The 24,793-nt window shown below is 72.7% G+C and carries 24 protein-coding genes; 12 read left to right on the forward strand and 12 right to left on the reverse strand.

Features of this window, described 5'->3' with window-relative positions:
* Positions 1–103: 103 nt before the first annotated feature.
* The 4 genes from ABD830_RS01765 to ABD830_RS01780 are packed head-to-tail and all read left to right on the forward strand — an operon-like array spanning position 104 to position 4,141.
* Positions 104–592 (forward strand): (2Fe-2S)-binding protein, encoded by a 489-nt coding sequence (locus ABD830_RS01765; protein ID WP_344984459.1) that lies wholly within the window; start codon positions 104–106, stop codon positions 590–592.
* Positions 589–1,557 (forward strand): FAD binding domain-containing protein, encoded by a 969-nt coding sequence (locus ABD830_RS01770; protein WP_344984460.1) that lies wholly within the window; start codon positions 589–591, stop codon positions 1,555–1,557. Before ABD830_RS01765 ends, ABD830_RS01770 begins: the two co-directional genes overlap by 4 nt.
* Positions 1,554–3,584, forward strand: a complete 2,031-nt coding sequence (locus ABD830_RS01775; RefSeq protein ID WP_344984461.1) for a xanthine dehydrogenase family protein molybdopterin-binding subunit — start codon at positions 1,554–1,556, stop codon at positions 3,582–3,584. Before ABD830_RS01770 ends, ABD830_RS01775 begins: the two co-directional genes overlap by 4 nt.
* Positions 3,585–3,634: 50 nt before the next feature.
* Positions 3,635–4,141 (forward strand): DUF6328 family protein, encoded by a 507-nt coding sequence (locus ABD830_RS01780; protein ID WP_344984462.1) that lies wholly within the window; start codon positions 3,635–3,637, stop codon positions 4,139–4,141.
* Here ABD830_RS01780 and mnhG read toward each other — a convergent pair.
* From mnhG to ABD830_RS01825, 9 genes are all read right to left on the reverse strand, one after another.
* Complete coding sequence (gene mnhG / locus ABD830_RS01785; RefSeq protein ID WP_344984463.1) at positions 4,090–4,407, reverse strand: monovalent cation/H(+) antiporter subunit G; 318 nt, start codon at positions 4,405–4,407, stop codon at positions 4,090–4,092. The genes ABD830_RS01780 and mnhG overlap by 52 nt on opposite strands.
* Positions 4,404–4,664 carry an MrpF/PhaF family protein gene (locus ABD830_RS01790; protein WP_344984464.1) on the reverse strand — a complete coding sequence of 87 codons (261 nt, stop codon included), beginning with the start codon at positions 4,662–4,664 and terminating at the stop codon, positions 4,404–4,406. The genes mnhG and ABD830_RS01790 overlap by 4 nt, the downstream gene beginning before the upstream one ends.
* Positions 4,661–5,161: a Na+/H+ antiporter subunit E gene (locus ABD830_RS01795; protein WP_344987601.1), complete on the reverse strand. Its 501-nt coding sequence runs from the start codon at positions 5,159–5,161 to the stop codon at positions 4,661–4,663. The genes ABD830_RS01790 and ABD830_RS01795 overlap by 4 nt, the downstream gene beginning before the upstream one ends.
* Positions 5,161–6,711, reverse strand: a complete 1,551-nt coding sequence (locus ABD830_RS01800) for a Na+/H+ antiporter subunit D (RefSeq protein WP_344987602.1) — start codon at positions 6,709–6,711, stop codon at positions 5,161–5,163. Before ABD830_RS01800 ends, ABD830_RS01795 begins: the two co-directional genes overlap by 1 nt.
* A gap of 101 nt (positions 6,712–6,812) precedes the next feature.
* Positions 6,813–7,622, reverse strand: a complete 810-nt coding sequence (locus ABD830_RS01805) for a Na(+)/H(+) antiporter subunit C (RefSeq protein WP_344984465.1) — start codon at positions 7,620–7,622, stop codon at positions 6,813–6,815.
* A complete protein-coding gene (locus ABD830_RS01810; protein ID WP_344984467.1) occupies positions 7,619–10,372 on the reverse strand; it encodes a Na+/H+ antiporter subunit A in 2,754 nt (917 codons plus the stop codon). Before ABD830_RS01810 ends, ABD830_RS01805 begins: the two co-directional genes overlap by 4 nt.
* A 138-nt stretch (positions 10,373–10,510) precedes the next feature.
* The gene (locus ABD830_RS01815) at positions 10,511–11,917 is read right to left on the reverse strand and encodes an alpha/beta hydrolase (RefSeq protein ID WP_344984468.1); all 1,407 of its coding nucleotides are present in this window, start codon (positions 11,915–11,917) and stop codon (positions 10,511–10,513) included.
* Between the two features lie 54 nt (positions 11,918–11,971).
* A complete protein-coding gene (locus ABD830_RS01820; RefSeq protein ID WP_344984469.1) occupies positions 11,972–14,896 on the reverse strand; it encodes an FAD-binding and (Fe-S)-binding domain-containing protein in 2,925 nt (974 codons plus the stop codon).
* 101 nt (positions 14,897–14,997) lie between these two features.
* Positions 14,998–16,272 (reverse strand): MFS transporter, encoded by a 1,275-nt coding sequence (locus ABD830_RS01825; RefSeq protein ID WP_344984470.1) that lies wholly within the window; start codon positions 16,270–16,272, stop codon positions 14,998–15,000.
* Positions 16,273–16,335: 63 nt separating this feature from the next.
* Between ABD830_RS01825 and ABD830_RS01830 the strand changes: the two genes are divergently transcribed.
* A complete protein-coding gene (locus ABD830_RS01830; protein ID WP_344984471.1) occupies positions 16,336–17,310 on the forward strand; it encodes an ArsR/SmtB family transcription factor in 975 nt (324 codons plus the stop codon).
* Positions 17,311–17,332: 22 nt separating this feature from the next.
* The gene (locus ABD830_RS01835) at positions 17,333–17,875 is read left to right on the forward strand and encodes an RNA 2'-phosphotransferase (RefSeq protein WP_344984472.1); all 543 of its coding nucleotides are present in this window, start codon (positions 17,333–17,335) and stop codon (positions 17,873–17,875) included.
* On the opposite strand, the gene ybiA is transcribed toward ABD830_RS01835, so the two are convergent.
* Both ybiA and ABD830_RS01845 read right to left on the reverse strand, forming a co-directional pair.
* The gene (gene ybiA, locus ABD830_RS01840) at positions 17,854–18,420 is read right to left on the reverse strand and encodes a riboflavin biosynthesis intermediates N-glycosidase (protein WP_344984473.1); all 567 of its coding nucleotides are present in this window, start codon (positions 18,418–18,420) and stop codon (positions 17,854–17,856) included. The genes ABD830_RS01835 and ybiA overlap by 22 nt on opposite strands.
* Positions 18,421–18,438: 18 nt before the next feature.
* Complete coding sequence (locus ABD830_RS01845; protein WP_344984474.1) at positions 18,439–19,395, reverse strand: helix-turn-helix transcriptional regulator; 957 nt, start codon at positions 19,393–19,395, stop codon at positions 18,439–18,441.
* 63 nt (positions 19,396–19,458) lie between these two features.
* Between ABD830_RS01845 and ABD830_RS01850 the strand changes: the two genes are divergently transcribed.
* From ABD830_RS01850 to ABD830_RS01870, 5 genes are all read left to right on the forward strand, one after another.
* Positions 19,459–20,607 carry an epoxide hydrolase family protein gene (locus tag ABD830_RS01850; RefSeq protein WP_344984475.1) on the forward strand — a complete coding sequence of 383 codons (1,149 nt, stop codon included), beginning with the start codon at positions 19,459–19,461 and terminating at the stop codon, positions 20,605–20,607.
* 124 nt (positions 20,608–20,731) lie between these two features.
* A complete protein-coding gene (locus ABD830_RS01855; protein ID WP_344984476.1) occupies positions 20,732–21,175 on the forward strand; it encodes a CBS domain-containing protein in 444 nt (147 codons plus the stop codon).
* A 105-nt stretch (positions 21,176–21,280) separates the two neighbouring features.
* Entirely contained in the window at positions 21,281–22,048 is a 768-nt protein-coding gene (locus tag ABD830_RS01860) for a 2OG-Fe(II) oxygenase (RefSeq protein ID WP_344984477.1), read from the forward strand.
* A 33-nt stretch (positions 22,049–22,081) separates the two neighbouring features.
* Positions 22,082–22,330 carry an Ada metal-binding domain-containing protein gene (locus tag ABD830_RS01865; RefSeq protein ID WP_344984478.1) on the forward strand — a complete coding sequence of 83 codons (249 nt, stop codon included), beginning with the start codon at positions 22,082–22,084 and terminating at the stop codon, positions 22,328–22,330.
* Positions 22,331–22,337: 7 nt separating this feature from the next.
* A complete protein-coding gene (locus ABD830_RS01870; protein ID WP_344984479.1) occupies positions 22,338–22,874 on the forward strand; it encodes a type 1 periplasmic-binding domain-containing protein in 537 nt (178 codons plus the stop codon).
* On the opposite strand, the gene ABD830_RS01875 is transcribed toward ABD830_RS01870, so the two are convergent.
* On the reverse strand, positions 22,865–23,605 hold the full coding sequence (locus ABD830_RS01875) for a phytanoyl-CoA dioxygenase family protein (protein ID WP_344984480.1): 741 nt from the start codon (positions 23,603–23,605) through the stop codon (positions 22,865–22,867). The two genes, ABD830_RS01870 and ABD830_RS01875, sit on opposite strands and share 10 nt — an antisense overlap.
* Before the next feature lie 394 nt (positions 23,606–23,999).
* On the opposite strand from ABD830_RS01875, the gene ABD830_RS01880 reads away from it, so the two are divergent.
* On the forward strand, positions 24,000–24,791 hold the full coding sequence (locus ABD830_RS01880; protein WP_344984481.1) for a hypothetical protein: 792 nt from the start codon (positions 24,000–24,002) through the stop codon (positions 24,789–24,791).
* Positions 24,792–24,793 lie beyond the last annotated feature (2 nt).

The following is a 24,793-nucleotide window of genomic DNA, read 5'->3' on the forward strand; positions in this document are numbered from 1 at the left end:
TCGGCTACCCGCCGACACAGCCACAAAACAGGACGGAACTCTGGGGCTCCCGCTTTACCGCGCTCAGGGGTTGCCTCGTCTGGACCTCGGGTAGGCGTGCGCCATGGACATCACCCTGATGGTGAACGGCGTGTCCCGCGCTGTGACAGTGGACCCCCGGATGTCGCTGCTCGACCTGCTGCGCGAGCGGCTGGGGCTGATCGGCGCGAAGAAGGGCTGCGACCACGGCCAGTGCGGGGCCTGCACGGTACTGATCGACGGGCGGCGGGCCAACTCCTGCCTGGCCCTGGCCGTCGCGATGGACGGCTCCGAGATCACCACCGTCGAGGGGCTGGCCCATGAGGACGAGCTGCATCCCCTGCAGACGGCGTTCATGGAGCACGACGCGTTCCAGTGCGGCTACTGCACGCCCGGCCAGCTCTGCTCGGCGGCCGGGATGCTGGGCGAGCCGGGCCCGAGCGCGATCACCGACGACCTTCTCACCGACCCCGGCCTGACCCCGGAGGAGATCCGCGAACGGATGAGCGGCAACCTGTGCCGGTGCGGCGCCTACGTCAACATCGTCAGCGCGATCGCCGAGGTCGCGCCGTGAAGACCTTCGAGTACGCCCGCGCGCAGAGCCCTGCGGACGCGGTGAGCAGGTGCGGGCCCGGCGCCATGTACCTGGGCGGCGGCACCAACCTGGTGGACCTCATGCGGCTGGGAGTGGCACGGCCCGACCACCTGGTGGACGTCAGCCGGCTGCCGCTCGACGCGATCGAGGAGGCCGGCGACCGGGTCCGCGTCGGCGCCGCCGTACGCAACAGCGATCTGGCCGCCGATCCCCTGGTGCGCTCCCGCTACCCCATGCTGGCGCGGGCGGTGCTGAGCGGCGCGTCCGGCCAGGTGCGCAACATGGCGACGGTCGCCGGCAACCTGCTGCAGCGCACCCGCTGCCCGTACTTCCAGGACGTGACCAGGCCCTGCAACAAGCGCGAGCCCGGCTCCGGCTGCCCGGCCATCGAGGGCGACCACACGAACCTGGCCATCCTCGGCACCTCGCACGCCTGCGTGGCCACCCACCCGTCCGACATGGCGGTCGCGCTGGCCGCGCTGGAGGCCGAGGTGCATGTCACCGGCCCGGGCGGTGACCGGATCATCCCGATCCCCGGGCTGCACCGGCTGCCGGGCGACGCGCCCGAGCGGGACACCGTGCTGGAGCCGGGCGACCTGATCACCGCCGTGGAGCTGCCCGCGCCGCCGCCGGGCGCCTCGCTCTACCGCAAGGTACGCGAGCGGGCCTCGTTCGCGTTCGCGCTCGTGTCCATCGCGGCCGTGCTCGACATCCGCGACGGGGTGGTCGCCGGCTGCCGCATCGCGCTCGGCGGCGTGGCCCACGCGCCCTGGCGGGCCGAGCGGGCCGAACAGGTGCTGGTCGGCGGCCCCGCGACGGGGGAGGCGTTCCTCACGGCCGCCGAAGCGGAGCTGGAGCAGGCCAGGCCGCTGCCGCGCAACGCCTTCAAGCTGCCGCTGGCCCGCAATGTGATCGTCCGCACGCTCGAGGAGCTGGCATCGTGAACCGCGTCGAGGGCCGCGTCAAGGTCACCGGGCTGGCCACGTACGCGGCCGAATACCCGGCCGAGGGCGTCACCTACGCCTATCCCGTGCAGTCGCGGATCGCCAAGGGCCGCATCAAGCGGATCGACGGCGGCGAGGCGCTCGCCATGCCCGGCGTGCTGGCCGTGCTGTCCAGCGAGGACCCGCCCCGGCTCGGCGAGGAGGCCCAGGGCGAGCTGGCGCTGTTCCAGAGCCGCGACGTCGCCTACCGGGGGCAGATCGTGGCCGCCGCGGTGGCCGACACGTACGAGCACGCCCGCGCCGCCGCGGACGCGATCGTCGTCGAGTACGAGCAGGACCTCCACGACGTGACCCTGCGCGCCGACCACCCCAACCTCTACCAGCCGGAGACCGTCAACCCCGGCTACCCGTGCGACACCGTGAAGGGCGACGTCGAGGCCGGGCTCGACGCGGCCGAGACCGGCGTCGACGTGACCTACACGACGCCCGTCCTGCACAACAACCCGATGGAGCCGCACGCCGCCCTGGCGCTGTGGGACACCGAGGACCGGCTGCTGGTGTACGACACCGCGCAGGGCACCTCCGCGAGCCGCGATCTCATCGCGAAGACGCTGGGCCTGCCCAGGGAGCAGGTCCGCGTGGTGTCCAGGCACGTCGGCGGCGGGTTCGGCTCGAAGGGCACGGCCAGGCCGCAGGCCGTGCTGGCCGCCCTGGCCGCCAAAGCCGTCGGCCGCCCGGTCAAGGCCGTGCTGACCAGGCAGCAGATGTTCGACGTGACCGGCTACCGTACGCCGACGATCCAGCGGCTGCGGCTCGGCGCCGACGCGGAGGGCCGGCTGACGGCGCTGGAGCACGTGGCCTACGAGCAGAGCTCGACGCTGGTGGAGTTCGCCGAGCAGACCGCGACCCCGAGCCGCGTCATGTACGCCACGCCCGCGCTGCGCACCGCGCACCGGCTCGTCCGGCTGGACGTCGCCACCCCGTCGTGGATGCGCGCCCCGGGCGAGTGCCCCGGCATGTACGCGCTGGAGTCCGCCATGGACGAGCTGGCCTACGCCGCCGGCATCGACCCGATCGAGCTGCGCGTGCTCAACGATCCGGAGGTCGAGCCGGAGAGCGGCCTGCCGTTCAGCTCCCGCAATCTGGTGGCCTGCCTGCGCGAGGGGGCGCACCGCTTCCACTGGGACCGGCGCGATCCCGAGCCCGCGCGCCTGCGGGACGGCGAGTGGCTGATCGGCAGCGGTGTGGCCGCCTCCACCTACCCGTCCAGGCGCAGCCCGTCCAAGGCCGTCGTCACCATGCGGGAGGGCGACTTCCTGGTCCAGATCGCCGCCGCCGACATCGGGACCGGCGCGCGTACCGCGCTGACCAGGATCGCGGCGGAGGCGCTGGGCGTCGCGCCCGACCGGGTCCACGTCGAGCTGGGCGACAGCGACCTGCCGGACGCGCCGGTCGCCGGCGGCTCCATGGGCACGGCCTCGTGGGGGTCGGCGATCGTACGCGCCTGCGAGGGGCTCAAGGTGAACGGCGCGGTGGGCCGCGCCGACACCACCGAGGAGGTCAAGCGGGACGCGGAGCTGGCCAGGCACGCCTTCGGCGCCCAGTTCGCCGAGGTGCGGGTGAACTCCGTGACCGGCGAGCTACGCGTCTCGCGTCTGCTCGGCGTGTTCGCCGCGGGGCACATCGTGGACGCCACGCTGGCCAGGTCGCAGTTCGTCGGGGGCATGACGATGGGCATGGGGATGGCGCTGATGGAGGAGACGTTCACCGACGAGGAGTTCGGCGGCTTCCTCCGGCGCGACCTGGCCCAGTATCACGTGCCGGCCTGCGCGGACGTGCCGGACATCGAGGCGGTCTGGCTGGAGGAGGAGGACGGCGAGCTCAACCCCATGGGCAGCAAGGGCATCGGCGAGATCGGCATCGTCGGCACGGCGGCCGCCATCGGCAACGCCGTGCACCACGCCACCGGCCACCGCGTGCGCGACCTCCCGATCACCCCGGCCAAGATTATCGACCTGATGTTTTAGCCCGCTTTGCCAAGGAAGGAGGATTCCTCGTTCCAAAGGCGGGAGGCGGCGTGAAGAACGAGTCGGACCAGGAGCGCGCGGACCGGAATTTCGTGGAGCTCCTGCAGGGCGCGCGCGTGGCGGTGACCGGGGTGCAGGTGCTGTTCGCGTTCCTGCTGACCGTGCCGTTCTCGCCCGGCTTCGTCAAGCTGGATCTGGCCGACCGGTGGCTGTTCTACGTGGCGCTGGTCAGCGCCGCCGTCGCGTCGATCTGCTACATCGCGCCGACCGCGCAGCACCGGGTGCTGTTCCGGCAGGGACGCAAGGAGACGCTGGTACGGCGCTCCAACCACTACGGCATCGTGGGCGCGCTCGCGCTGACGGTCTCCATGACGACGGCCACCCTGCTCGTGATCGACTACCTGTTCGGTCCCGCGTTGGGCTGGACCACCGGGGGAATCCTGGCCGCGCTGGCTCTGTGGACCTGGTTCGGCCAGGCGGCGCTCAGCCGGTCGGACGGGAAGGATCAGTCCTCGGGCGGGAGCTCGGTATCGTCGTCCGCGCGGTCGCGTGAGTAGGCCGCCCGCGCCACCATGTACGCCGCCACCGACACGGTGATCACCTGCGAGACGCCCGCCAGCAGCAGCGGCCCCGCGTTCGCCCAGGTGGGCCGGCGCAGCCACATGGCCAGCAGCACCAGGAGCACGCCGAGCACCTGCGGTTTGGTGCCGGCGTGCATCCGGTCCAAGGTGGTCCGGAAGCGGACGAGCCCCACCCCGGCCGACAGCGCCAGCGCCGCGCCCAGCAGCAGGCAGGCCGCCGCCGCCACGTCGAGAGCGCTCATCGCGACCTCCCCGAGAAGAACCTGGCCAGCACCACGGACCCGACGAACCCCAGCAGCGACAGCACCAGCAGGACCGGCAGGTCCGAATAGTCGTCCATGACCACGGCGAACGCGCCGACGACGCACATCGACAGCGAGGTCAGCACGTCGAGCGCCACCGACCGGTCCAGCATCGTCGGCCCGCGCCCCAACCGGTAGAGCGTGGCGAGCGCCGCGCATCCGAGCAGCCCGAGCGTCACCAGATAGACCGTCGTCATGGGAGCTCCTGCCTGTCCCGTGAGGTGCCGAAGGCCGCCACGACACGCGACTCCAGCACGGCCACGTCCGCCCGGACGGCCTCGGTGACGTCCCCCGGGCGTCCCAGCACGTGCAGGACCAGCTCGCGCTCCTCGGGGTAGGCCTCCACCACGAGGCTGCCCGGCACGGTCGAGATCGCGACCATGATCAGCACGGTCATGGACTCCGACGACGTGCGCAGCCGTACCCGGACGATCTGGGTGGGTGGCGCGCCCGGCCGCACCACCCAGAGCACCACGCGCGCGGTCGAGACCACCAGGTCCCGGCCGAACCAGAGCAGGAAGCCCGCCAGCGCCACCGGGTGGATCCTGATGCCCGGGTCGAGGACGGGCAGCGGCAGCAGCGACGTCACCGCCAGCCCGGCCACCAGCCCGCCGAGCACGTTGCCGGCCGTCAGGTCGCCCCACAGCGTCACCCACACCACCGCCAGCCAGGCGACCAGCGCCAGCCGGGGCATCACCGCCTGCTCCCGAGCACGGCCGCGATGTACGGCTCGCGGGCCGACAGCTCGACGGCCGCCCGGTGCGCCAGCGCCGACAGCGGCCCGGCCAGCACCGTGAACGCCAGCCCCATCGCGACCAGTGCCGCCACCGCCCCCGACAGCGCCACCGGGAGCACGGCCGTCGTGACGGTCGGCTCCTCGCCCGTGTACTCCTCGCTCTCCAGGACCGCGCCCGCCCGCACGGCGCGCGGGGCGCCCCAGAACGCCTTGCCCCACGTCTTGGCGACGGCGTACAGGGTGAGCAGGCTCGTCATCAGGCCCGCCACCACGAACGCGACCGGCAGCGGTCCGCCGTGGGACAGGCTCGCCTGCACCAGCAGCAGCTTGCCCAGGAAGCCCGACATGGGCGGGATGCCCGACAGGTTCATGGCGGGCACGAAGAACAGCACGGCGAGCAGCGGCGCGGCCCTCATCAGGCCGCCCATCCTGGACACCGACGTGGTGCCGGTGCGCAGCTCGACCAGCCCGGTCACCAGGAACAGGCTCGTCTGCACGGTGATGTGGTGGAGCATGTAGAAGATCGCCCCCGTCAGCCCGGCCACGGTGGACAGGCCCACGCCGAACACCATGTACCCGAGGTGGCTGACCAGGGTGAACGAGAGCATGCGCTTGAGGTCGGTCTGCGCCACCGCGCCCAGCACGCCCGCCAGCATCGTGGCCAGCGCCACCCACATGAGCAGGGTGGACACCGGCCCGCCGGGGAAGAGCAGCGCCTCGAGCCGGATGATCGAGTAGACGCCCACCTTGGTGAGCAGCCCGGCGAACACGGCTGTGGCCGGGGCGGGCGCGGTGGGATAGGAGTCCGGCAGCCAGGCCGACACGGGGAAGATCGCCGCCTTGATCGCGAAGGCCAGCAGCAGTGTCAGCTCCACCAGCATCTCCACCTGGTCGGGCAGCCTGGCGAACCGCTCGGCGAGCTGCGCCAACGACAGGGTGCCGGTGGCGGCGTAGGTGATGGCCAGCGCGATCAGGAACAGCATCGACGAGGCCAGGGCCATCAGCGTGTACGTGGCGCCCGCCCGGATCCTCGGCTCCGTGCCGCCGAACGTGAGGAGCACGTACGAGCCGCTCAGCAGCAGCTCGAACGCCACGAACAGGTTGAACAGGTCGCCCGACAGGAACGCGTCCGCCACCCCCGCCACCATGACCAGGAAGGCCGGGTGGAAGATCGCCATGGGGGCGTCGTGCTCCTGCGCGGCGTAGGCGTTGGCGACCGAGTAGACCATGACGCAGAACGTCACCGCCGACGACACCAGCAGCACCAGCGCGGACAGCCGGTCGGCCACCAGGGAGATGCCGATCGGCGCCGGCCACCCGCCCAGGTCGGTGACCAGCGGGCCACGCGCGTCGGCCGCCCGCAGCAGCACCACCGACACGGCGACCGAGACGGCCAGGGTGGCCAGGCTGATGAGCGACTGCACCCGGCGCAGGCGGCCGCCGATCGCCAGCTTCACCCCTGCGGCGAGGAGCGGCAGGAGGACGGGCAGGCACACCAGGCGCTCGATCACCCGCACCCCCACGCCACCGGGCGCCCCACCGTCGGGGACCTCAACCCCATACGGCGGGAGGGCGGGCAGGGGGCGGCCGGGCCTGGAGGGCGCATGGGTCAGTCCTCGCCTTCCAGTTCGGGATCCTGGGCGAGGGCCTGGCGCTCCCGCTCCTCCCTGATGGCCGCGCGCATCTGCCGGCGCGCCTCCCGCTGCCGCGCCTTGAGCCGGCGACGCAGCGCCCGTTCCCTGGCCGCCTGCTCCTCCCGCCCCCGCGCGTACTGCTCCCGGAGCTCGTCGATGCGCTCGAGGTTGTCCATGGCCAGCGTGTCGTCCCGGAGCCCGGCCTCCTCGAAGCGTCGGTGCATGTCCTCCTCCGACAGCCCTTCCTCCCGGCTGGCCCGCATCCACTGCTCGAGCTCGGTGTGCACCCTGGAGATGCGCCGCTCCAGGTCGGCCTCCTGCAGCCGCTCCCGTTCCGCCTGCTCGGCCTCCATCCGGGCCAGCTCGGCCCGCTGCTCGGCGACCAGCCGCCGGTAGGCGTTCTGCCGGGCGCGTACGGCCTCGCTCAGCTCCCCCCGGCGGGCGCGCAGGCGCACGCGCCGGTCCTCGGTGTCGTCCTGGACCTCGTCGCTCCCGCACAGCTGCCACGACCGGTGCACCAGGGCCAGCAGGTACGCGGTCACGCCCAGGGTGATCACGATGGCGGTCAGCACCATGGCCTGCGGCAGCGGGTCGGCGATCCCTTGGGCACCCACGAAGGGCGGGGCGCCCGGGTCGCCGCCGGCGGTGACGATCAGCAGGTTCACGCCGTTGCCCAGGACGATGACGCCGGCCAGCACCCGTACGAGGCTCCGCTCCAGCAGCAGCGTGACCCCGGTGACGATCATCGCGCCGCAGGCCAGGAACGGCAGCAGGGTGACGGTCACGCGCGCTCCTCGGCGTCGATCTGCCGGTCGAGTTCGGCGCCGAGGGCGCGCAGGATGTCCTGCACCATGCCGACGACGGACACGTACACGCCGAGGTCGAACAGCAGCCCCGTGCCCATGTGCAGGTGGCCTGCCAGGGGGACGGTCACGTCGGTGGAGAGCAGGTCCAGCGCCGCCCGCCCGAACAGCAGCCCGGCCAGCGCCGTGCCCGTCGACAGCGTGAGCCCGGCGCCCATGAGGACGCCCGCGTGCATCGGGACGGCGGCGGCCAGTTCGTTCCGCCCGCCCGCCAGGTAGCGCACGGTGATCGCCATCCCGGCCACGATGCCGCCGGCGAACCCGCCGCCGACCGCGCTGTGCCCGATGAACAGCAGGAACACCGAGAGCACCAGCACGGTGTGGAACGTCAGCCTGGCCACCACCTCGAACGCCAGCGCCCGCTGCCCGCGCGGGAGGGTGGCCGCCAGCCAGCGGGTGCGGTCGGCGGGCGCGTGCGGGCCCGGCTCGATGTGGTACGACGTGCGCCGCAGGAACACCAGGCTCGTCACGCCCAGCGTCAGCACGACGAGCACCGTGCTCTCACCCATGGTGTCCCAGGCCCGGATGTCGACGATGAGGGCGCTGACGATGTTCCTGGCCCCGGCCTGCTCGGCCGCCGCCCCCATGAGCGCGCCGACCGGCCGGGCGGTCCGCGCGCCCATCGCCAGCATGCCCGCGCCCGTGACCACCACGGCCACGGCCAGCCCGAGCCCTGTCCTGAACCAGAACGGCAGCCGCCCCCTGACCGGTCCGATCGGCAGCCGCCGCAGCACCAGCGCGAACACGACCAGGCTCACCGTCTCGGCCAGGAACTGGGTGAGCGCCAGGTCGGGCGAGCCGTGGACGAGGAAGAGCAGCGCCGTGCCGTACCCGGTGATCCCGACGACGACGCCCAGGAGTATGTACGCGCGGGCGAACAGCGCCAGCGCGGCCGACGCCACGATGAGGGCGGCCACGAGGAGCTGCTCGGGACGCTGCCAGGCGACGACGGGCACGTCGAGGCGGGGCGGGCCGCCGGACGCGAGGGAGAACACGCCGACGCCGATCGCGGCGAACAGGGTGAGCGTGAGGTAGTCGGGCACGGATCCGCGCTGGACGAGGCCGGTGAGCTGAATGGCGAAGCGGTCGAGCCGCCGTACCGCCGACCAGAAGATCTGGCCGGAGTCGAGCACGTGCAGCGCCGCTCCCGCCCTGGCCACGGGCTCCCTGGCCAGGAAGAGCGCCACCCCGCCCGCCAGTGACACGGCCGACAGCAGGAGCGGCAGGGAGAAGCCGCCCCACAGCACCACATGGGTCTCATGCCCCTTATCACGAAAAGTCGCGATATATCCGGACAGTGCGTGGCCGTACCAGGACGCGAACGGCGCCAGCGCCAGCCCGAGCACCGACAGCAGCGCGGCGGGCCCGAACATGGCCGCGGGCACACGACGGGTCTCCCGCGCCGCCACCCCCGGCTTGTCGCAGAACGCCCCCCACAGGAACCGCAACGTGTACGCCGCCGTCAACGCCGACCCCACCACCACCCCCGTCACCATGCCCGCCGGCACGAGTGGCGTGCCCAGGAGCGTCTCCAGCGCGGCCTCCTTGCCGGCGAACCCCACCAGCGGCGGCAGCCCCGTCATCGACGCCCCGGCCAGCACCGCGACCCCGCACACCCACGGCATCGACCGGCCGACCCCGCTGAGCTCGCGCAGGTCGCGACTGCCCGCCTGGTGATCGACGATGCCCACCACCAGGAACAGGGCGGCCTTGAACAGCGCGTGCGCCAGGAGCATGGCGGCCCCGGCCAGCGCCGCGCCGCCGTTCCCCGAGCCGAACAGCACCGTGAGGAGGCCGAGCTGGCCGACCGTGCCGTAGGCGAGCAGCCGCTTGAGGTCCGTCTCGCGCAGCGCCCGCCACCCGCCCAGCAGCATCGTGACCACGCCGAGCGGCACGGCCACCTCGCGCCACGGGGCCACGTCACCGAGCGCTGGGCCGAGCCTGGCCAGCAGGTACACGCCCGCCTTCACCATGGCGGCCGCGTGCAGGTACGCGGAGACGGGGGTGGGGGCGGCCATGGCGGCCGGCAGCCACGTGCTGAACGGGAAGATCGCCGACTTCGACAGCGCCCCGGCCAGGATGAGCACGACGGCGGCGGGGCCCACGTGCGGCGGATGGGCGAGGATGTCCGAGATGCGGTACGTGCCCGCCGCCTGGCCGAGCAGGACGAACCCGGCCAGCATGGCGAGACCGCCGATCGTGGTGATCCACAGCGCCTTCATCGCGGCCCGCCTGCTCGGCCTGCTCTCGGGGTCGTACCCGATGAGCAGGTAGGAGCAGACGGTGGTCAGCTCCCAGAAGACGTACAGCAGGAGCAGGTTGTCGGCGGCCACCAGCCCCAGCATCGAGCCGGCGAAGCCCGACATGAAGACGCCGTAGCGCCCGGCCCACTCGTCGCCCCGCGGGAAGTAGCGGGCGCTGTAGATCATGATCAGCGCGCCCACGCCGGTGACCAGCGACATCATGAGCACGGCGAGCGCGTCGACCCGGAAGGCCAGCTCCAGCCCGAGCGGGGGCGCCCAGGTCCGGCTCTCCCGCGCGGGCAGCCGCCCCAGCGCCGTGGCGAGGAAGGCGGCGGCGGGAGGGAGCGCGAGCACGGCCAGGGACGCGCGCCTGACCAGCCAGGGAGCGCACACCGCCGCCACCGCGTGCAGGATCAGCAGCGACTCCATGGGCTCCTCGGGAGGGCATTTCCGGCTACGTCCGCCAATCTCTCCCGTCAGGGCCCCGCCGGGCGGCAGGCACGGCCAGGGTTGACCCGAACGACACCAGTCCCACACCGTGGTGTGGGACTGGTGTCGTCGTTTCCGTCACGCCTTGGCCGAGCAGGCGCCGGGGCGCGGCGCGGCGGCCGTGATCAGGTACCGGTCGATCTGCCGCTCCACGCAGGTCGAGCCGCCGCGGTACGCGGTGTGGCCGTCGGCGTCGTTGGTGAGCAGCACGCCGTTCGACAGCTGGGCGGCCAGCTGCTGGGCCAGCTTGTACGGCGTGGCGGGGTCACGCGTGGTGCCCACCACCAGGATCGGCGGCGACCCCGCGGCCCGCACCTTCTTGGTGAACCGGGTGCCCTTGACCGGCCAGTACGGGCAGCGCGACTCGGGATGGTCGACGCAGCTGATGGCCATCTGCGCCTCGTACCGGTTGTCGTACCTGCCGTCGGACCGGCGGCCGTTGTAGTCGTCGGCGAGCAGCAGCAGGTAGGTGCCGTCGCCCTTGAACGCCGCCGTCAGCGCCTTGCGCAGCACGGGCCAGCTGGCCGTGGAGTACAGCGAGGCCGTCACACCGGTCCGCGCGACGGCCTCGCTGACCTGCCGGCCGTCGTAGACGTTGCGCAGCGGCGCCCGGTCGGCCCGCTTGTACAGCGCCTCGAGCTTCTTCAACGCCGCGCCGATCGAGTGCTGCCTGAACGGGCAGTCCTTGGTCCTGAAGCAGTCGCGCAGGAACGACTCCGTCGCCACCCGGAAGCCCAGGGCCTGCGACTGGGCGAACTCGGGGCCCGTCTGGTTCGGGTCCTCCGCGCCGTCGAGCACCATGGCGCGGATCCTCGTGGGGAACAGGTCGGCGTACCTGGCGCCCAGGTAGGTGCCGTACGACCAGCCGAGATACGTCAGCCGGGTCTCGCCGAGCGCGGCCCGCATCACGTCCATGTCCCTGGCCGCCTCGCCGGTGCCGACGTGCGCGAGGAGCTGCCTGCCCGAGCTGGTCCCGCAGGCGCCGGCGAACGCCTTGGCCCACTGCTTGGCCTGCTTGACCTCGGCGCGGTCGTCGGGCGTCGGGTCGGTGGCGAAGTACGCGTCCAGCCCGAGGGTGTTCAGGCAGCGTACGGGGGCCGACCCGCCTACGCCGCGGGGGTCGAAGCTGACCACGTCGAACCGCTGCCTGATGGCGGCGGAGACGGTCGCCTTGCTCGCTTTCAAGGAGTCGACGCCGGATATTCCAGGGCCGCCGAAATTGAGCACGATCGAGCCGATCTTTTTACCGGTGGCCGGCAGCCGGACCAGGCTGATCTTAATCTGCTTGCCGCCGGGCTGCGAATAGTCGAGCGGCACTCGTAATTTGCCGCATTGGTATCCGTTGCCACAGGAGGACCAGGCCACCCGCTGCGCGTAATACGCCTCGAGCCTGCCCGGACCCGCGGCCTGCGCCGTGCCGGAGAAACCGGCGGCGGCAACCAGGCCCGCGATGACGGGCGAAATGATTTTGATTAGACGTCGCATGGTTGAAATGTGAACGGAAATCCTTGCGACGCCCTTTAAAAGCGCTGGAATAGATCACTTGCAAGCATCGTGGAGTGCGGCGGCGAGCAGCTCGGCCAGATGGCGGGCCTGGCGGCCGGTCCGGGCGGCGGCGATCTGGGTGCGGCAGGAGAAGCCGTCGGCCAGGATCGCCTGGTCCGGGCCCGCGGACCGGACGGCGGGCCAGACGGACTCCTCGGCGCAGGCCACCGAGACGTCGTAGTGTGAGCGCTCGAAGCCGAAGTTTCCGGCCAGTCCGCAGCAGCCCGCGTTCAGCACCTCCGTGCGGATCCCGAAGCGGTCGAGGACCGCGCGGTCGGCGTCGTACCCCATGATGGCGCTCTGATGGCAGTGCACCTGCGCCACCGCCTCCCCGCCGGAGGAGTCCGGGCGCCAGTCGGGTGCCTTCGACTCGAGCAGCTCGGCCAGTGTGAGCGTCCGCTCCGAGACGAGCCGCGTGTCCGGCGTGTTCAGCAGCTCCGGCCCGTCGGCGCGGAACACGGCGGTGCAGCTGGGCTCCAGCCCCACCACCGGCACTCCCGACTCGGCCCACGGCCGCAGCGCGCGCACGCTGCGGGCGAGCACCCGGCGCGCGGTCGCGAGCTGTCCCGTGGAGATCCACGTCAGCCCGCAGCACAGCGGCACCGGCGGCACGTGCACCTCGAACCCGGCCGCCTCCAGCACGCCCACCGCCGCCTGTCCGATGTGCGGGTCGAAGTTGTTCGTGAACGTGTCGGCCCACAGCACGACCTTCCCCCGCGTCCCGGCCCGCGGCGTGCCGCGCCGCTTGAACCAGTCGGTGAACCGCTCCCGGGCGAACCGGGGCAACTCCCGCTCCTCGGCGATCCCCCCGAGTGCCTTCACCAGCAGCGACAGCCCCGGCGCGTGTGTCAGGGCGTTGACCGTGCGGGGCGCGACGGAGGCGAGCGCGGCCCACCTCGGCAGCCAGCCCAGGGCGTAGTGCTCGCGCGGCCGCAGCCGGTGCCGGTAGTGCTGGGCGAGGAACTCGGCCTTGTACGTGGCCATGTCCACGTTCACCGGGCACTCGGACCTGCAGCCCTTGCAGGCCAGGCAGAGGTCGAGCGCGTCGCGCACCTCCTTCGACCGCCAGCCGTCCGTGATCAGCTCGCCGCGTACCATCTCCCCCAGCAGGCGGGCCCGCCCGCGCGTGGAGTGCTCCTCCTCGCGCGTCACCCGGTAGCTGGGGCACATCACCCCGCCCTCGAAGGTGTGCCGGCGGCACTTGCCGATGCCGACGCACCGGGTGGCGGCGTGCCCGAAGCGGCCGTGGTCCTGCGGGTAGTCGAAGAACTTGTCCTTGGGTTCGAGCGGGTAGAAGTGCCGCTGGGCGAGGTCCTGGTCGAGGCGGTGCGGGTGGACGACCTTGCCGGGGTTCATCCGGTTGCGGGGGTCGAAGATGGCCTTGAGCCGGCCGAACGCCGCCACCACCTCGTCGCCGAACATGCGTGGCAGCAGCTCGGCCAGCGCCTGCCCGTCGCCGTGCTCCCCGGACAACGAGCCACCGTAGGAGGCCACCAGGTCGGCCGCCTCCTGCGCGAACGCCCGGTATCGGGCGATCCCGTCGTCGGTGTGCAGGTCGAGCGGGAGCCTGCCGTGCACGCACCCTTGCCCGAAGTGCCCGTAGAGCGCCGAGTCCTGGTAGCCGTGGCGGCGCAGCAGCCGGTCGTAGTCGCGCAGGTACTCACCCAGCCGCTCGGGCGGCACGGCCGCGTCCGACCAGCCCTCGTACGTCTGCCGCCCCGTCGGCGGGTACGCCTCCACGCCCAGCCCGGACTCGCGCCACCGCCACAGCCGGTCCTCCCTGGCCGGGTCGCCGAGGAAGGTGTGCGTCGCGTGCTCGCCGACGTCGCGCATCAGCTCCTCGGCCCGCTCGCGCGCCTGGTCCGGCGTGTCACCGCCGAACTGCACCAGCAGCCACCCCGCCCCCTCCGGCAGGTCCTTGAGCGCGGGATCCCCGGGGTGCTCCTGCCGGGCGAGCCGGTACATGTTCTCGTCCATGGCCTCCAGCGCGATCGGCCGGTGCCGGGCGACGGCCGGGACGGCGTCCGCGGCGGCGAAGATGTCCTCGAACCCGAGCACCGCCACCGCCCGCGCGGCCGGCTTGGGCACCACGGACAGCTCGGCGCGGAGCACGGTCGCCAGCGTGCCCTCGCTGCCGACGAGGGCGCGGGCCACGTTGAAGCCGTTCTCGGGCAGGAGCTCGTCCAGGTTGTAGCCGGAGACGCGCCGCTCCAGCTTGGGGAAGCGGATGCGCACCAGCTCCATGGTGTCGTCGCGCAGCTCGCGGAGCTGCCGGTAGATCTCGGCCGGCCGGCCGCCCCCGGCCTGGATCCTGGCGTACTCGGCGTCGTCCGTCGGCCCGGTCCAGGTGCGGACGCCGTCGTAGGTGAGGATCTCCAGGCGCAGCACCGACTCCGCCATCTTCCCGTACGCCTGCGCGGACGCCCCGCACGAGTCGTTGCCGATCATGCCGCCGATCGTGCAGTTCGGGTGGCTGGACGGCCTCGGGCCGACCATGAGCCCGTACCGCGCCAGCTCGTGGTCGACCGCGTCCAGCACCGCCCCGGCCTGCACCGTGACCTTCCTGGCCGCGGCGTCCACGCACTCCACGGCGCCGCAGTACTTGGACCAGTCGATCACCACGGCCGCGTTGCAGCACTGCCCGGCCAGGCTGGTGCCGCCGCCCCGGGACAGCACCGGCACGTCGCGGGACCGGCACGCGGCCACCGCCGCCACCCCGGCGTCGAGCGTGTAGGGCACCACCACGCCGATGGGGACCTGCCGGTAGTTGGAGGCGTCCCTGGCATAGGCGGCGCGGCTGCCGGTGTCGAACCGCACCTCGCCGTCCACGGTCTCCTCCAGCCGCCGGCGCAGCGGCTCGACCTCGAGCTCGCGCGGCCGGGACGGGTGCGCGACAGGTGCTCTGACCAGGCTGTCCATGGCTGGCCCTTACCCTCCGCAGTGGCCTCTAGACGCCGAGCAGATGGAGCACCTGGACGACCTTCTGCGGGTCGTGCTCGAAGGTGCCGGTGACCGGGCCCTCATCCACCTTCTGCCGCACCTGCTCGGTGTGCGTCATGCGTGTCCTGCCCTTCCCCCGGCGAGGACTTTCCCCTGGTCAAAGGTAGCTTTGAGCGGTGTTGCGTGCCGGTTGCGACACCCGGGGACGGCTCGGGGCGTACCGGGAAGAACACGGTGACAGCGACGGAGGCCGCGGCGAGGACGGCCATCGCCGCCGCGGGCGAGGTCCACTGCGCGAGCGTGCCCGCGAGGACCGCGGCGACGCCCTGCATGGCGAGCATGCCGGAGGAGTGCAGGCCGAGCGCGTGCCCGCTCAGCTCGTCCGGGGTCAGCTCCATGAGGCGGTGCTGGAGCAGCAGGCTCGCCGCGTACCCGACCGAGGCGAGCGTGACGGCCGCCGCCGCCACCGGGGTCGCGGGGCCCAGGAGGAAGATCACGTAAGGGGCCGCGAGCAGCAGGTGCAGCGGGGTGACGAGCCGGGTCCGCCCCTCCGGAGGGATGAACCGTCCGGCCAGTACGTCGCCGGCCAGCATGCCGGCCGCCGCGCAGGCGAACAGGAGGCCGGCGTGCTGGGGAGCGTACGGGACGAACAGCGACTCGCAGCCGACGACCAGCCCGTTCGGCACCCAGAGGGCGAGGTAGACGCGGCGGCGCGGTGCGGACGACCACAGCAGGACGTTGCTCCGCCAGGTCTCGGCGGGCGAGGGCCGTCCTTCCGCGCGGGGCTGGTGTCTCTTCAGCCCGGCCACGGCGACGGCCGCCACCAGGTACAGGGCGGCGCCGGTCAGCAGTGTGCCGCGCGGCGACAGGGTGAAGACCAGCACGCCACCGAGGGCGAAGCCGCCGATCTGCACGGCCCCGGAGGCCATGTTGAGCGCGGAGCGGCCCAGCAGGTACCCGCCGGAGGCGAGGATCTCGTTGAGCAGGCCGTAACGGACGCCGCCGCCCAGCGACGCGAGCAGGCCCTCCGCCACCAGGATCGCGATCATCACCCACACCGGCAGGCCGGGGATCGCCAGCGCGGCGGTGCCGAGCGCGAGGAACAGCGCCAGCCCGGCCAGCGCGGCGCGCGGGGGTAACCGGTCGGCGGCCGACAGGAGCGTCGCCGCCCCGGCCACCTGGGCCAGCGCGGGGCCGAACATCGCCAGCCCCGACAGCAGCGGGTTTCCCGTGGCGGCGTAGACGAGCGTGCCGAGGGCGAGCCCACTGACCGTCTGGGCCGCCCCCTGGGCCGAGGAGCAGACGAAGAGGGGGGTGAACTCCGGAGCGGCGAACAACTCCCGGTAAGTGCGCATGGGCCTGGAGTCTCGATGGCGGCGGGGCGAGGCGCTAATGTTTCGCGGGGAGGCGAAACATCGTTGGGGTTCTGGCGGATCAGCGCGGACACGCTGGCGAACGGACGCTTCGTCGTCTCGCCGCTGGCGGAGGCCATCGCGGCCCTGAAGACTCTGGAGCAGGACACGGCCGCGCATCCGGGCGAGCGGGCCTGGCTCGACGCCCATCTGCCCGCCTACCGGGCGCGGCTGGCGGACGACCCGATCACGGCGCTGCTCGTACGGGCCGCGCTGGGGCGTACGTGGAACGCCGACTTCCTCACCCCCACGCCCACCGGCGACGAGTCCTCCTTCGAGGAAGAGCTGACGAGCATCCGCGAGACACCGCCCGGCCAGGCCCGCGAGGACCTGACCCTGTCGCTCGGCGGCCCGCTCCCGCCCGCCCTGCACCGCTCCGACCTGCCGGAACGCCTCGCCACCCACGTGGAGTGGGTGTGGCGGGAGTCCGTGCTGCCCTACTGGCCGCGGCGCCGCCGCGTCCTCGAGGCCGACGTCGTCGCCCGCACGGCGCGGCTGAGCCGGGGCGGCTGGGCCGCCGCCCTGGACGGCCTGCGCCCGGGGATGCGCTGGCTCGGGGACGGGCGGCTGCGGATCAACGCCTTCGACTACCCGCCGCGGGATCTGTCAGGTGCGCGGCTGATGTTCGTCCCGGTCACGCCTCGCCAGGCCTGGGCGGCATGGGACGACTCAGACGACCGCTCCGCGGTGGTGTACCCGTGCTCGGGCGCGCTCGCCGACACCCAGGCGGGGCCGCCGGAGGCGCTGGGCCGCCTGATGGGCCACGCCCGGGCCGGCGTCCTGGTGCTGCTGGACTCCCCGAAGAGCACGACCCAGCTCGTGGCCCTCACCGGCCAGGGCCTGGGGTCGGTGGGACGCCACCTGAAGGTCCTGCTGGACGCGCGCCTCGTGGGCCGCAGGCGCTCGGGCCGCTCGGTGCTCTACTACCGCACGGAGACCGGCGAGGCCCTGGTCCGCGCCCACCCGGCGGAAACCGGTTGACGGGGCCGCGATGATGGCGGTGATGAACGAACGGCGCATGGTGCGCATTTCCAAATACCTCTCCCGGCACCTGCGGCACGATCCGCAGCGGATCGGGCTGACACTGGACGCCCACGGATGGGTGCCGGTGGACACGCTGCTGCGGGCCGCCGCCGAGCACGGGTTCCCGATCACGGCCGCGGAGCTGTGGGAGGTCGTCCAGTCCAACGACAAGCGGCGCTACACCCTCGACAACGGCCGGATCCGGGCGAACCAGGGGCACACGGTGCCGGTGGACCTCGATCTGCCCGCCGTGCAGCCGCCCGAGGTGCTGTACCACGGCACGGTGGGCCGGGTCGTCGGGGCGATCAGAGCCGAGGGCCTGCGGCCGATGAACCGGCACCACGTGCACCTGTCGGCCGACCGTCAGACCGCGACACGCGTGGGTGCCCGGCGCGGCGTCCCCGTGGTGCTGACGGTGGCAGCCGGTGCCATGCACGCCGACGGGCACGTCTTCCACGTCAGCGCGAACGGGGTGTGGCTGGCCGGCCACGTGCCGCCCGGCTACCTGGGGTTCCCCTCCTGACGCCGGGCGAGGAGGGTGTCGCGGGCGGCCATCAGGGCGAAGCCGAGCAGGTTGGCGCCCCGCCACGTGGCCGGCGAGGCGGCGCGCGGGTCGGACGCCGCCAGGCCGATGCCCCACACCGGGTCCACCGGGCTCGCCTCCACCAGGACCCGGTCCGACGTCGCGAGCAGGAACTCCGCCAGCTCCTCGTGCGCCCCGAACTTGGCGACGCTCCCGCGCACCACGATGTCGAAGCGGCGCGCCTCCCACCTCGCCTCGTCGAAGCCCCGCACCGCCCGCCCGAGTGACTTCGCCTCGTTCGGGTGGCCGGCCGCGAGGATCTTGCCCGCGCTCTCCCCGTCCCCGAACAGCCACGCCTTGTGCGCCATCATGTAGTGCTCGGCCGAGGCGTACGTGTGGCCGTCCTCGGTGAAGGTGACCGGCCACCACTGGCTGAGGCACCCGGCGCCGACGCCGCCGTCGCGGGCGGGCTGATGGCCCCAGAAGTACAGGTACTTGAGGCGCCGGCCGGCCTCCTCGGCGGCGACGGCCTCGTCAACGGTCATGGGGAGCATGGCCCCACCCTACGAGGCGGCTCTCCCGAGGCGCACGGAGATTTCGCGCAGCACCGGCACCAGCTCCGGCGGGTCGAGCACCTCGAAGTCGAAGCCCTTGGCCGCGACCCAGACCGCCAACTCCTCCAGCGAATGGGACCCCGCGAGGAACAGGCACGTCCCCGCGTCCACCGCCTCCAGCCGCCCCGCCCCCGGCGACGTGCGGGGGGCGACCGCCTCCAGGGGCGCGTGGAACAGGATGCGGGCCTGGTAGCGGTAGGGCGCGGAGGTGATGGCGCGCGACACGTACGACGCCGCGTCCTGCTCCGGCACCGGACGCGGCGTGAACCGCGCGCCCTGCTCCCCCAGCGGGCCCTCGACGCGGTCCACGCGGAACGTCCGCCAGTCCTCCTTCGCCACGTCCCAGGCCAGCAGGTACCAGCGGCGGGGCGTGTGCACGAGCCGGTGCGGCTCCACCTCGCGCGTCGCGATCCCTTCCCGGCCCCGGTAGCGCAGCCGCAGGCGGCGGTGGTCCCGGCAGGCGGCGGCGAGACCAGTGAGGACGTCGGCGCTCACCGGCGGGGCCGCGGCGCCCGCCAGCGGCACCGTGGCCGCCTGGAACGCGGTCACCCGGTGCCGCAGCCGTGACGGCAGCACCTGCTGCAGCTTGGCCAGCGCCCGCACCGCCCCCTCCTCCAGCCCGGCCACGCTCCCGGTCGCGGCCGTCCGCAGGCTGATCGCCACGGCCACCGCCTCCTCGTCGTCGAGCAGCAGCGGAGGCAGCGCGGCGCCCACGCCGAGCCGGTAGCCGCCGGCCACGCCGGGCGTCGCGTGGACGGGATAGCCGAGCTCGCGCAGCCGGTCGATGTCACGCCGCACGGTACGCAGGCCGACCTCGAGCCGTTCGGCCAGCTCGGCGCCGGTCCAGTCCATGCGCGACTGGAGCAGGGACAGCAGGCGCAGCAGCCGCGCCGAGGTCTCCAACATGAAGGCCATTCTGCTCGCCATCGGTGCCAGAACCTGTCACCAATCCGCCCTACCGTCGGAGCCATGACGAACACCGCCATCACGCCGTACCGCATCGACATCCCGCAGGCCGACCTCGACGACCTGCGCGACCGGCTCCGGCGTACGCGCTGGGCCCCCGAGCTGCCCGGCACCGGCTGGGAGCGCGGCGTGCCCACCGGCTACCTGCGTGCCCTCGCCGAGCACTGGGCCGACGACTTCGACTGGCGCGCCCAGGAGGCGGCGGTCAACGCGTACCCGCAGTTCACCACCGCGATCGACGGCGCGGACGTGCACTTCCTGCACGTCCGCTCAGCCGAGCCGGACGCCACCCCGCTACTGCTCCTGCACGGCTGGCCCGGCTCGGTCGTCGAGTTCCTCGACCTGATCGGCCCGCTCACCGACCCGGCGGCGCACGGCGGCTCCGCCTCCGACGCCTTCCACCTGGTGATCCCGTCGCTGCCCGGCTACGGCTTCTCCGGGCCGCTGCCCGGCACCGGCTGGACGGACGGCCGCACGGCCGCCGCGCTCGTCGAGCTGATGTCCAGGCTCGGGTACGACCGCTACGGCGTCCAGGGCGGGGACGTCTCCGCCTTCATCGCGCCCCTCATGGGGCGGGCCGCGCCGGACCACGTCATCGGCGTGCACGTCAACGGGCTGCTCACCTTCCCCGACCCTGCCGTGATGGGGTCGCTGACGGAGGCCGAGCAGGCGCGGCTGGCCGGGATGAAGCAGTGGCAGGACAAGCTCGGGGCGTACATGCAGGTCCACGGCACCCGGCCGCAGACCATCGCCGCCTCGCTGCACGACTCACCGGCCGGGCAGCTCGCCTGGATCGTGGAGAAGTTCAAGGACTGGACGGATCCGGCGGCGAAGCTGCCCGAGGACGCCGTGGACCGGGACCGGATCCTCACGGACGTCAGCATCTACTGGTTCACGGAGACGGCGGGCTCGACGGCGCACACGTACTTCGAGCGGTTCAACGACTTCAGCATGTGGGGGCCGCGGGAGCGGGGCACGGTGCCCACCGCGGTGGCCGTCTTCCCCACGGATTTCTCGGTGCGGCCGCTGGCCGAGCGGGCGCACAACGTGGTGCGCTGGTCGGAGTTCGACCACGGTGGGCACTTCGCGGCACTGGAGACGCCGGAGGTGCTGGTGGCCGACCTGCGGGAGTTCTTCCGGTCCCTCGCCTGAGGCCAGGGCAGCTCGGCGAATTCCGGCCTCGATGTCGCCGCCGACGGCCGGCCCTTCGCACAAGAGACCTCAGTCCGAGTGGGGCGAGAGGGTGGCGAAGTAGGCTGGATCACGGAGGCCACTGATGCGCGCACGCGATCTCGCCGTCGAGTTCCCGACGGTCACCCTGGACACCTCCGCGCTGGAGGCGGCCAAGCTGCTGGCCGAGCAGGACCTGCCGGGGCTCATCGTCGTCGACCGGAACGGCTGCCCGTTCAGCATCCTGCCCGGCACACAGGTACTGCGGCTGGCGGTGCCGGCGTACTGCCAGGACGACCCCGCGCTGGCCCGGGTGGTGGACGAGGCCCACGCCGACCTGTTCCTGCGGCGGCTCGGCGGCAGGACGGTGCGGGAGTGCCTGCCCGAGCAGCCGCGGGAGCTGCCGGTGGCCGACATGAAGGCCACGGTGCTGGAGCTGGCCGCGTTGATGGCGCGCACGCGGAGCCCGCTGGTGGCCGTGGTGGACGGCGAGCGGCTGATGGGGGCGGTCACGCTCCAGTCGCTGCTGGACCACGTGCTGGCGCTCTGACAGCCCGTCTTCCGGGGGCTGCCGGGCTGTGATGTCCGAATACGGCCGGTGTCGGCGGCCGTCGCGGTGTTGTATCAACCGACACCGAGCGAAAGGACCGAGGCGATGACGGTGGCGACGACGCTGTTCGACCTGCCCGGCGACGGCGCCGCCCCGGCCGTCGCACCCCACACGGAGCTTTCCGCGCTATCCGATCTGGACTGGGAGAGCCTGTATGCCCGGCTCAACGACAACGGCGTGGCACTGACACCGCCGCTGCTGACCCGGGATCAGCGCGCGGCCCTCATCAACGGCTTCGACGCCGAGGGCCTCTATCGCGGCACGGTCGTGATGCAGCGTCACGACTTCGGCCGCGGCACGTACAAGTACTACGCCGACCCACTGCCCCCGCTGGTGCGCGCGCTGCGCGAAACCCTCTACCCGCCGATGGCGTGGATGGCCAACCGGTGGGCGCGCATGCTCGGCGAGCGGACCTTCCCCACCGCCCATGCCGACCTGGTCGCCGAGTGCGCGGCCGCCGGACAGCGGCGGCCCACCCCGCTCATCCTGCGGTACGGCGTCGGCGACTACAGCTGCCTGCACCAGGACATCTACGGCGATGTCGTCTTCCCGCTGCAGATCGCGATCATGCTCAACCAACCGGGCGTCGACTTCACCGGCGGCGAGAACGTGTTCGTCGAGCAGCGGCCCCGCTCCCAGTCCAGGGCCATCGTCGTCAAGCCGGAGCTCGGCCAAGGAATGATCTTCCCGGTACGGCACCGGCCCTGCCCGAGCGCCGGCGGCTACCGCCGGCATGCCATGCGGCACGGCACCAACGCCGTCGAGTCCGGGACCCGCACCGTTCTGGGCGTCATCTTCCACAACGCCCGCTGAGACCCTCCGCCCCCTGCCGGGAGAACCTCCCCGATGTACACGCTGACCGGACCGGACGGCAAGCCGTACCCGAGCCCGGTCCCGGGCGCGCTGGGCGGCCACCGGCGCGGCCGCCTGTACGGCCGCCTGGACTGCCCCTCCGCCCTGCGCACCATCGCCCGCGGCGGGTACGTCACCGACCGTGTCTTCTTCGCCGACGAGGACACCGCGATCGCCGCCGGATACCGGCCGTGCGCAGTATGCCTCCCCGAGCCGTACGCGCAATGGAGAACCACCCAGTGAGGACAACATGGGCCTGAACACCTCCCGCTCACCGCTGGTCCACGCGCCGGCGCGCACCCCGCACCCGCCCGCCGCCCACACCCCCGCCGAGCTGGACGCGCTGGTGGCCATGCTGACCACGCAACGGCCCCGCGTCGAGACGATCACCATCGGCCACGCCCGCGACGCCGCCTCGGTCGCCGCCGCCGAGGACCTCGTGCGCACGTGGCAGGCCCGGGGCGGGCACGTGCTGACCGTCGTTCATTGGCCGGAGAGCGCGGCCTCCTGGCTCAGGCACGCGCGGCGGTTCGCGGCGGGCGAGCCTGACGCGTGGGTGGTGGCGGGTGCGCCTCTGGGGTGGGCGCAGATGGCCCGCCGGCTGCGCCAGAGCACCGACTGGGATCCGGCGCGCACCTTCGCCTTCGCCTCCGTCGGCACGCCCGAGACGGTGACCCTGGCCGCTCCAGGCACTCTGGACGGACTGCGCGGCGCCACGGCCGCCGGCGGCACGTGGCGCATCACCCGGCATGCGATTCTCTGGGAGGAGCCTTCAGCTCAGGCGTAGCGGGCCGGATCGACCCCGCGCAGCATCATCCCCTGCCCCCGGGAGCGGTGCACGTCGCCGGCGGGCCGGTCCTCGGGGTCGCGGTACTGGATGAGCAGGGTCGTACGGGCCTGCTCCGCCCGGTTGACGCCCGACCCGTGCACGGTGAGATAGCTGAGGAACAGCACGTCCCCTGCCTCGGCTTCGACCGCGAGTGCCGACTCCAGCGGCCACTGCGACAGCGGCAGGTGCCACCCGCCCTCCTCGATGTGCGGCAGCGGCCCGTTCCTGTGGCTGCCCGGCACCACCCGTACGCACCCCTTCTCCTCGGGCGCGTCGTCGAAGTGGAAGATGGCCGCGCCCATGGTGTGGCGGGTGTGCGGGAAGTGGGCGGCGTCCTGGTGCATGGGGAACGGCGAGCCCTTCTCGGCGGGCTTCACGAAGATCTTGGTGTGGTGGAGCTGGACGTTCTCCGAGCCCATGAGCGCCGCCGCCACGTCGGTGAAGCGCGGATCCACCATGAGCCGGGCGAACGCCGCCGAGTAGAACTGCGCGTCGTGGCAGTGCCGCAGCTCGGTCGCGCCCCCGCCGAGCTGCCGCGCGCTCCCCCAGGTCGGGTCCGTCGGCCGCAACCGCGCGAGCACCCCGTGGCACTCCTCCCGGTACGCCCCCGCCTCCCGCCTGCTGAGCAGCCCTTTGACCAGCAGGTATCCGTTGTCCCGGTAGAACCGCACCCTCGCTGAATCGGTCATGCGCACCCTCCCCGCGTACGTGCTCCATCTCTGTGATGCCCACCGCCGCGCGACGCTTGAAACATTTTCGAAGCGATTCCCGGTGTTGCTAGCGTGACCAGCCGGAGACGCAGAGCTGATGGGGAGGCCCGCATGGCGCAGTGGTCAGGGGGACCCAACGATCAGTATCGCCACGGCGGCCCGCCGCCGCAGCGCGGGAGGAGCGCGTGGGTGAGCGTCATCGCGACGGTGGTGGCGTTCGTCGTGGTGCTGGGGCTCGGCGCCGGGGGGTGGCTGCTGTGGCAGAGCGTACGCGGCGGTGACGGCGACAGTGGCGGCGACGAGGTGCGGGCCGGCGACGGATCCACGCTGGAGGGACGACCTGACGGCGCAGGATTTACGAGGGGTCGATCCGGTGGCGCTCTTCTACGCCTCCTTCAAGCGGATGGCCACGCAGCCGGTCGTGCACCTCACCGAGGAGTCGTACCGCGAGCGGTCCGCGTACGAGAAGGGCACGGGCGGCTACATGTGGGAGAGCGGGTTCGACTACCGGACCAAGCAGTGGCGGGTCGCGTGGGGATCGACCCGCGCGGACGACCCGATCACGGTCTGCATCGACGGCAGGTCGTACTTCTACTCCTACAACCTGAAGAAGTGGCAGGGTCCGGCGGCGGACGACATCTTCTGCCGGCAGAGGAACGCCTACCGGTTCATCACCGACGGCCTGTCCACCGGGGGCATGACGGACGCCCAGGCCGAGGCATGGATCCGGGACCTGCAGAAGGACTACAAGGGGTTCGTCAACCCGGGCGAGCCGCAGCTCGCCGAGGTCAAGGGCAGGCAGTACCTCCGGCTCGTGGTGGACTACAGGCCGGTCAAGCGGGCCGACGGCCGCTACTACGGGGGGCAGGCGCTCATGTGGTCGTTCAAGGCGTCGGGGCTGGACCCGCAGTCGCATCCGTACTACTACAACGGCGCGATGGGCACCGGCTACCACGTGGTCCACTACATCGAGCCTCGGTCGCTGATGACCGCGTACTCAGAGGTGGAGCAGACGCCGGTCCTCGACGAGAGCGGGCGGCCGCGCGAGGGTGGCGACTGGTACAAGGTGCGGGTCGAATACCACCTGCCGGGGAAGATGCCCGGGATGAGGGCCACGGGCAAGCCCGCCCGCCCCAAGCTCACCTGGCCGCGCGACCAGGCGTGACA

The organism is Nonomuraea helvata (assembly GCF_039535785.1).
In the GTDB taxonomy this organism is placed as follows: domain Bacteria; phylum Actinomycetota; class Actinomycetes; order Streptosporangiales; family Streptosporangiaceae; genus Nonomuraea; species Nonomuraea helvata.

Bases quoted from the DNA above. Each gene is read 5' to 3' on its own strand.
- ABD830_RS01765 (WP_344984459.1), top strand. From the start codon at position 104: ATGGACATCACCCTGATGGTGAACGGCGTGTCCCGCGCTGTGACAGTG.
- mnhG (WP_344984463.1), bottom strand. From the start codon at position 4,407: ATGAGCGCTCTCGACGTGGCGGCGGCGGCCTGCCTGCTGCTGGGCGCG.
- ABD830_RS01790 (WP_344984464.1), bottom strand. From the start codon at position 4,664: ATGACGACGGTCTATCTGGTGACGCTCGGGCTGCTCGGATGCGCGGCG.
- ABD830_RS01795 (WP_344987601.1), bottom strand. From the start codon at position 5,161: ATGCCCCGGCTGGCGCTGGTCGCCTGGCTGGCGGTGGTGTGGGTGACG.
- ABD830_RS01810 (WP_344984467.1), bottom strand. From the start codon at position 10,372: ATGGAGTCGCTGCTGATCCTGCACGCGGTGGCGGCGGTGTGCGCTCCC.
- ABD830_RS01815 (WP_344984468.1), bottom strand. From the start codon at position 11,917: ATGCGACGTCTAATCAAAATCATTTCGCCCGTCATCGCGGGCCTGGTT.
- ABD830_RS01820 (WP_344984469.1), bottom strand. From the start codon at position 14,896: ATGGACAGCCTGGTCAGAGCACCTGTCGCGCACCCGTCCCGGCCGCGC.
- ABD830_RS01825 (WP_344984470.1), bottom strand. From the start codon at position 16,272: ATGCGCACTTACCGGGAGTTGTTCGCCGCTCCGGAGTTCACCCCCCTC.
- ABD830_RS01835 (WP_344984472.1), top strand. From the start codon at position 17,333: ATGAACGAACGGCGCATGGTGCGCATTTCCAAATACCTCTCCCGGCAC.
- ybiA (WP_344984473.1), bottom strand. From the start codon at position 18,420: ATGACCGTTGACGAGGCCGTCGCCGCCGAGGAGGCCGGCCGGCGCCTC.
- ABD830_RS01845 (WP_344984474.1), bottom strand. From the start codon at position 19,395: ATGTTGGAGACCTCGGCGCGGCTGCTGCGCCTGCTGTCCCTGCTCCAG.
- ABD830_RS01850 (WP_344984475.1), top strand. From the start codon at position 19,459: ATGACGAACACCGCCATCACGCCGTACCGCATCGACATCCCGCAGGCC.
- ABD830_RS01855 (WP_344984476.1), top strand. From the start codon at position 20,732: ATGCGCGCACGCGATCTCGCCGTCGAGTTCCCGACGGTCACCCTGGAC.
- ABD830_RS01860 (WP_344984477.1), top strand. From the start codon at position 21,281: ATGACGGTGGCGACGACGCTGTTCGACCTGCCCGGCGACGGCGCCGCC.
- ABD830_RS01865 (WP_344984478.1), top strand. From the start codon at position 22,082: ATGTACACGCTGACCGGACCGGACGGCAAGCCGTACCCGAGCCCGGTC.
- ABD830_RS01870 (WP_344984479.1), top strand. From the start codon at position 22,338: ATGGGCCTGAACACCTCCCGCTCACCGCTGGTCCACGCGCCGGCGCGC.
- ABD830_RS01875 (WP_344984480.1), bottom strand. From the start codon at position 23,605: ATGACCGATTCAGCGAGGGTGCGGTTCTACCGGGACAACGGATACCTG.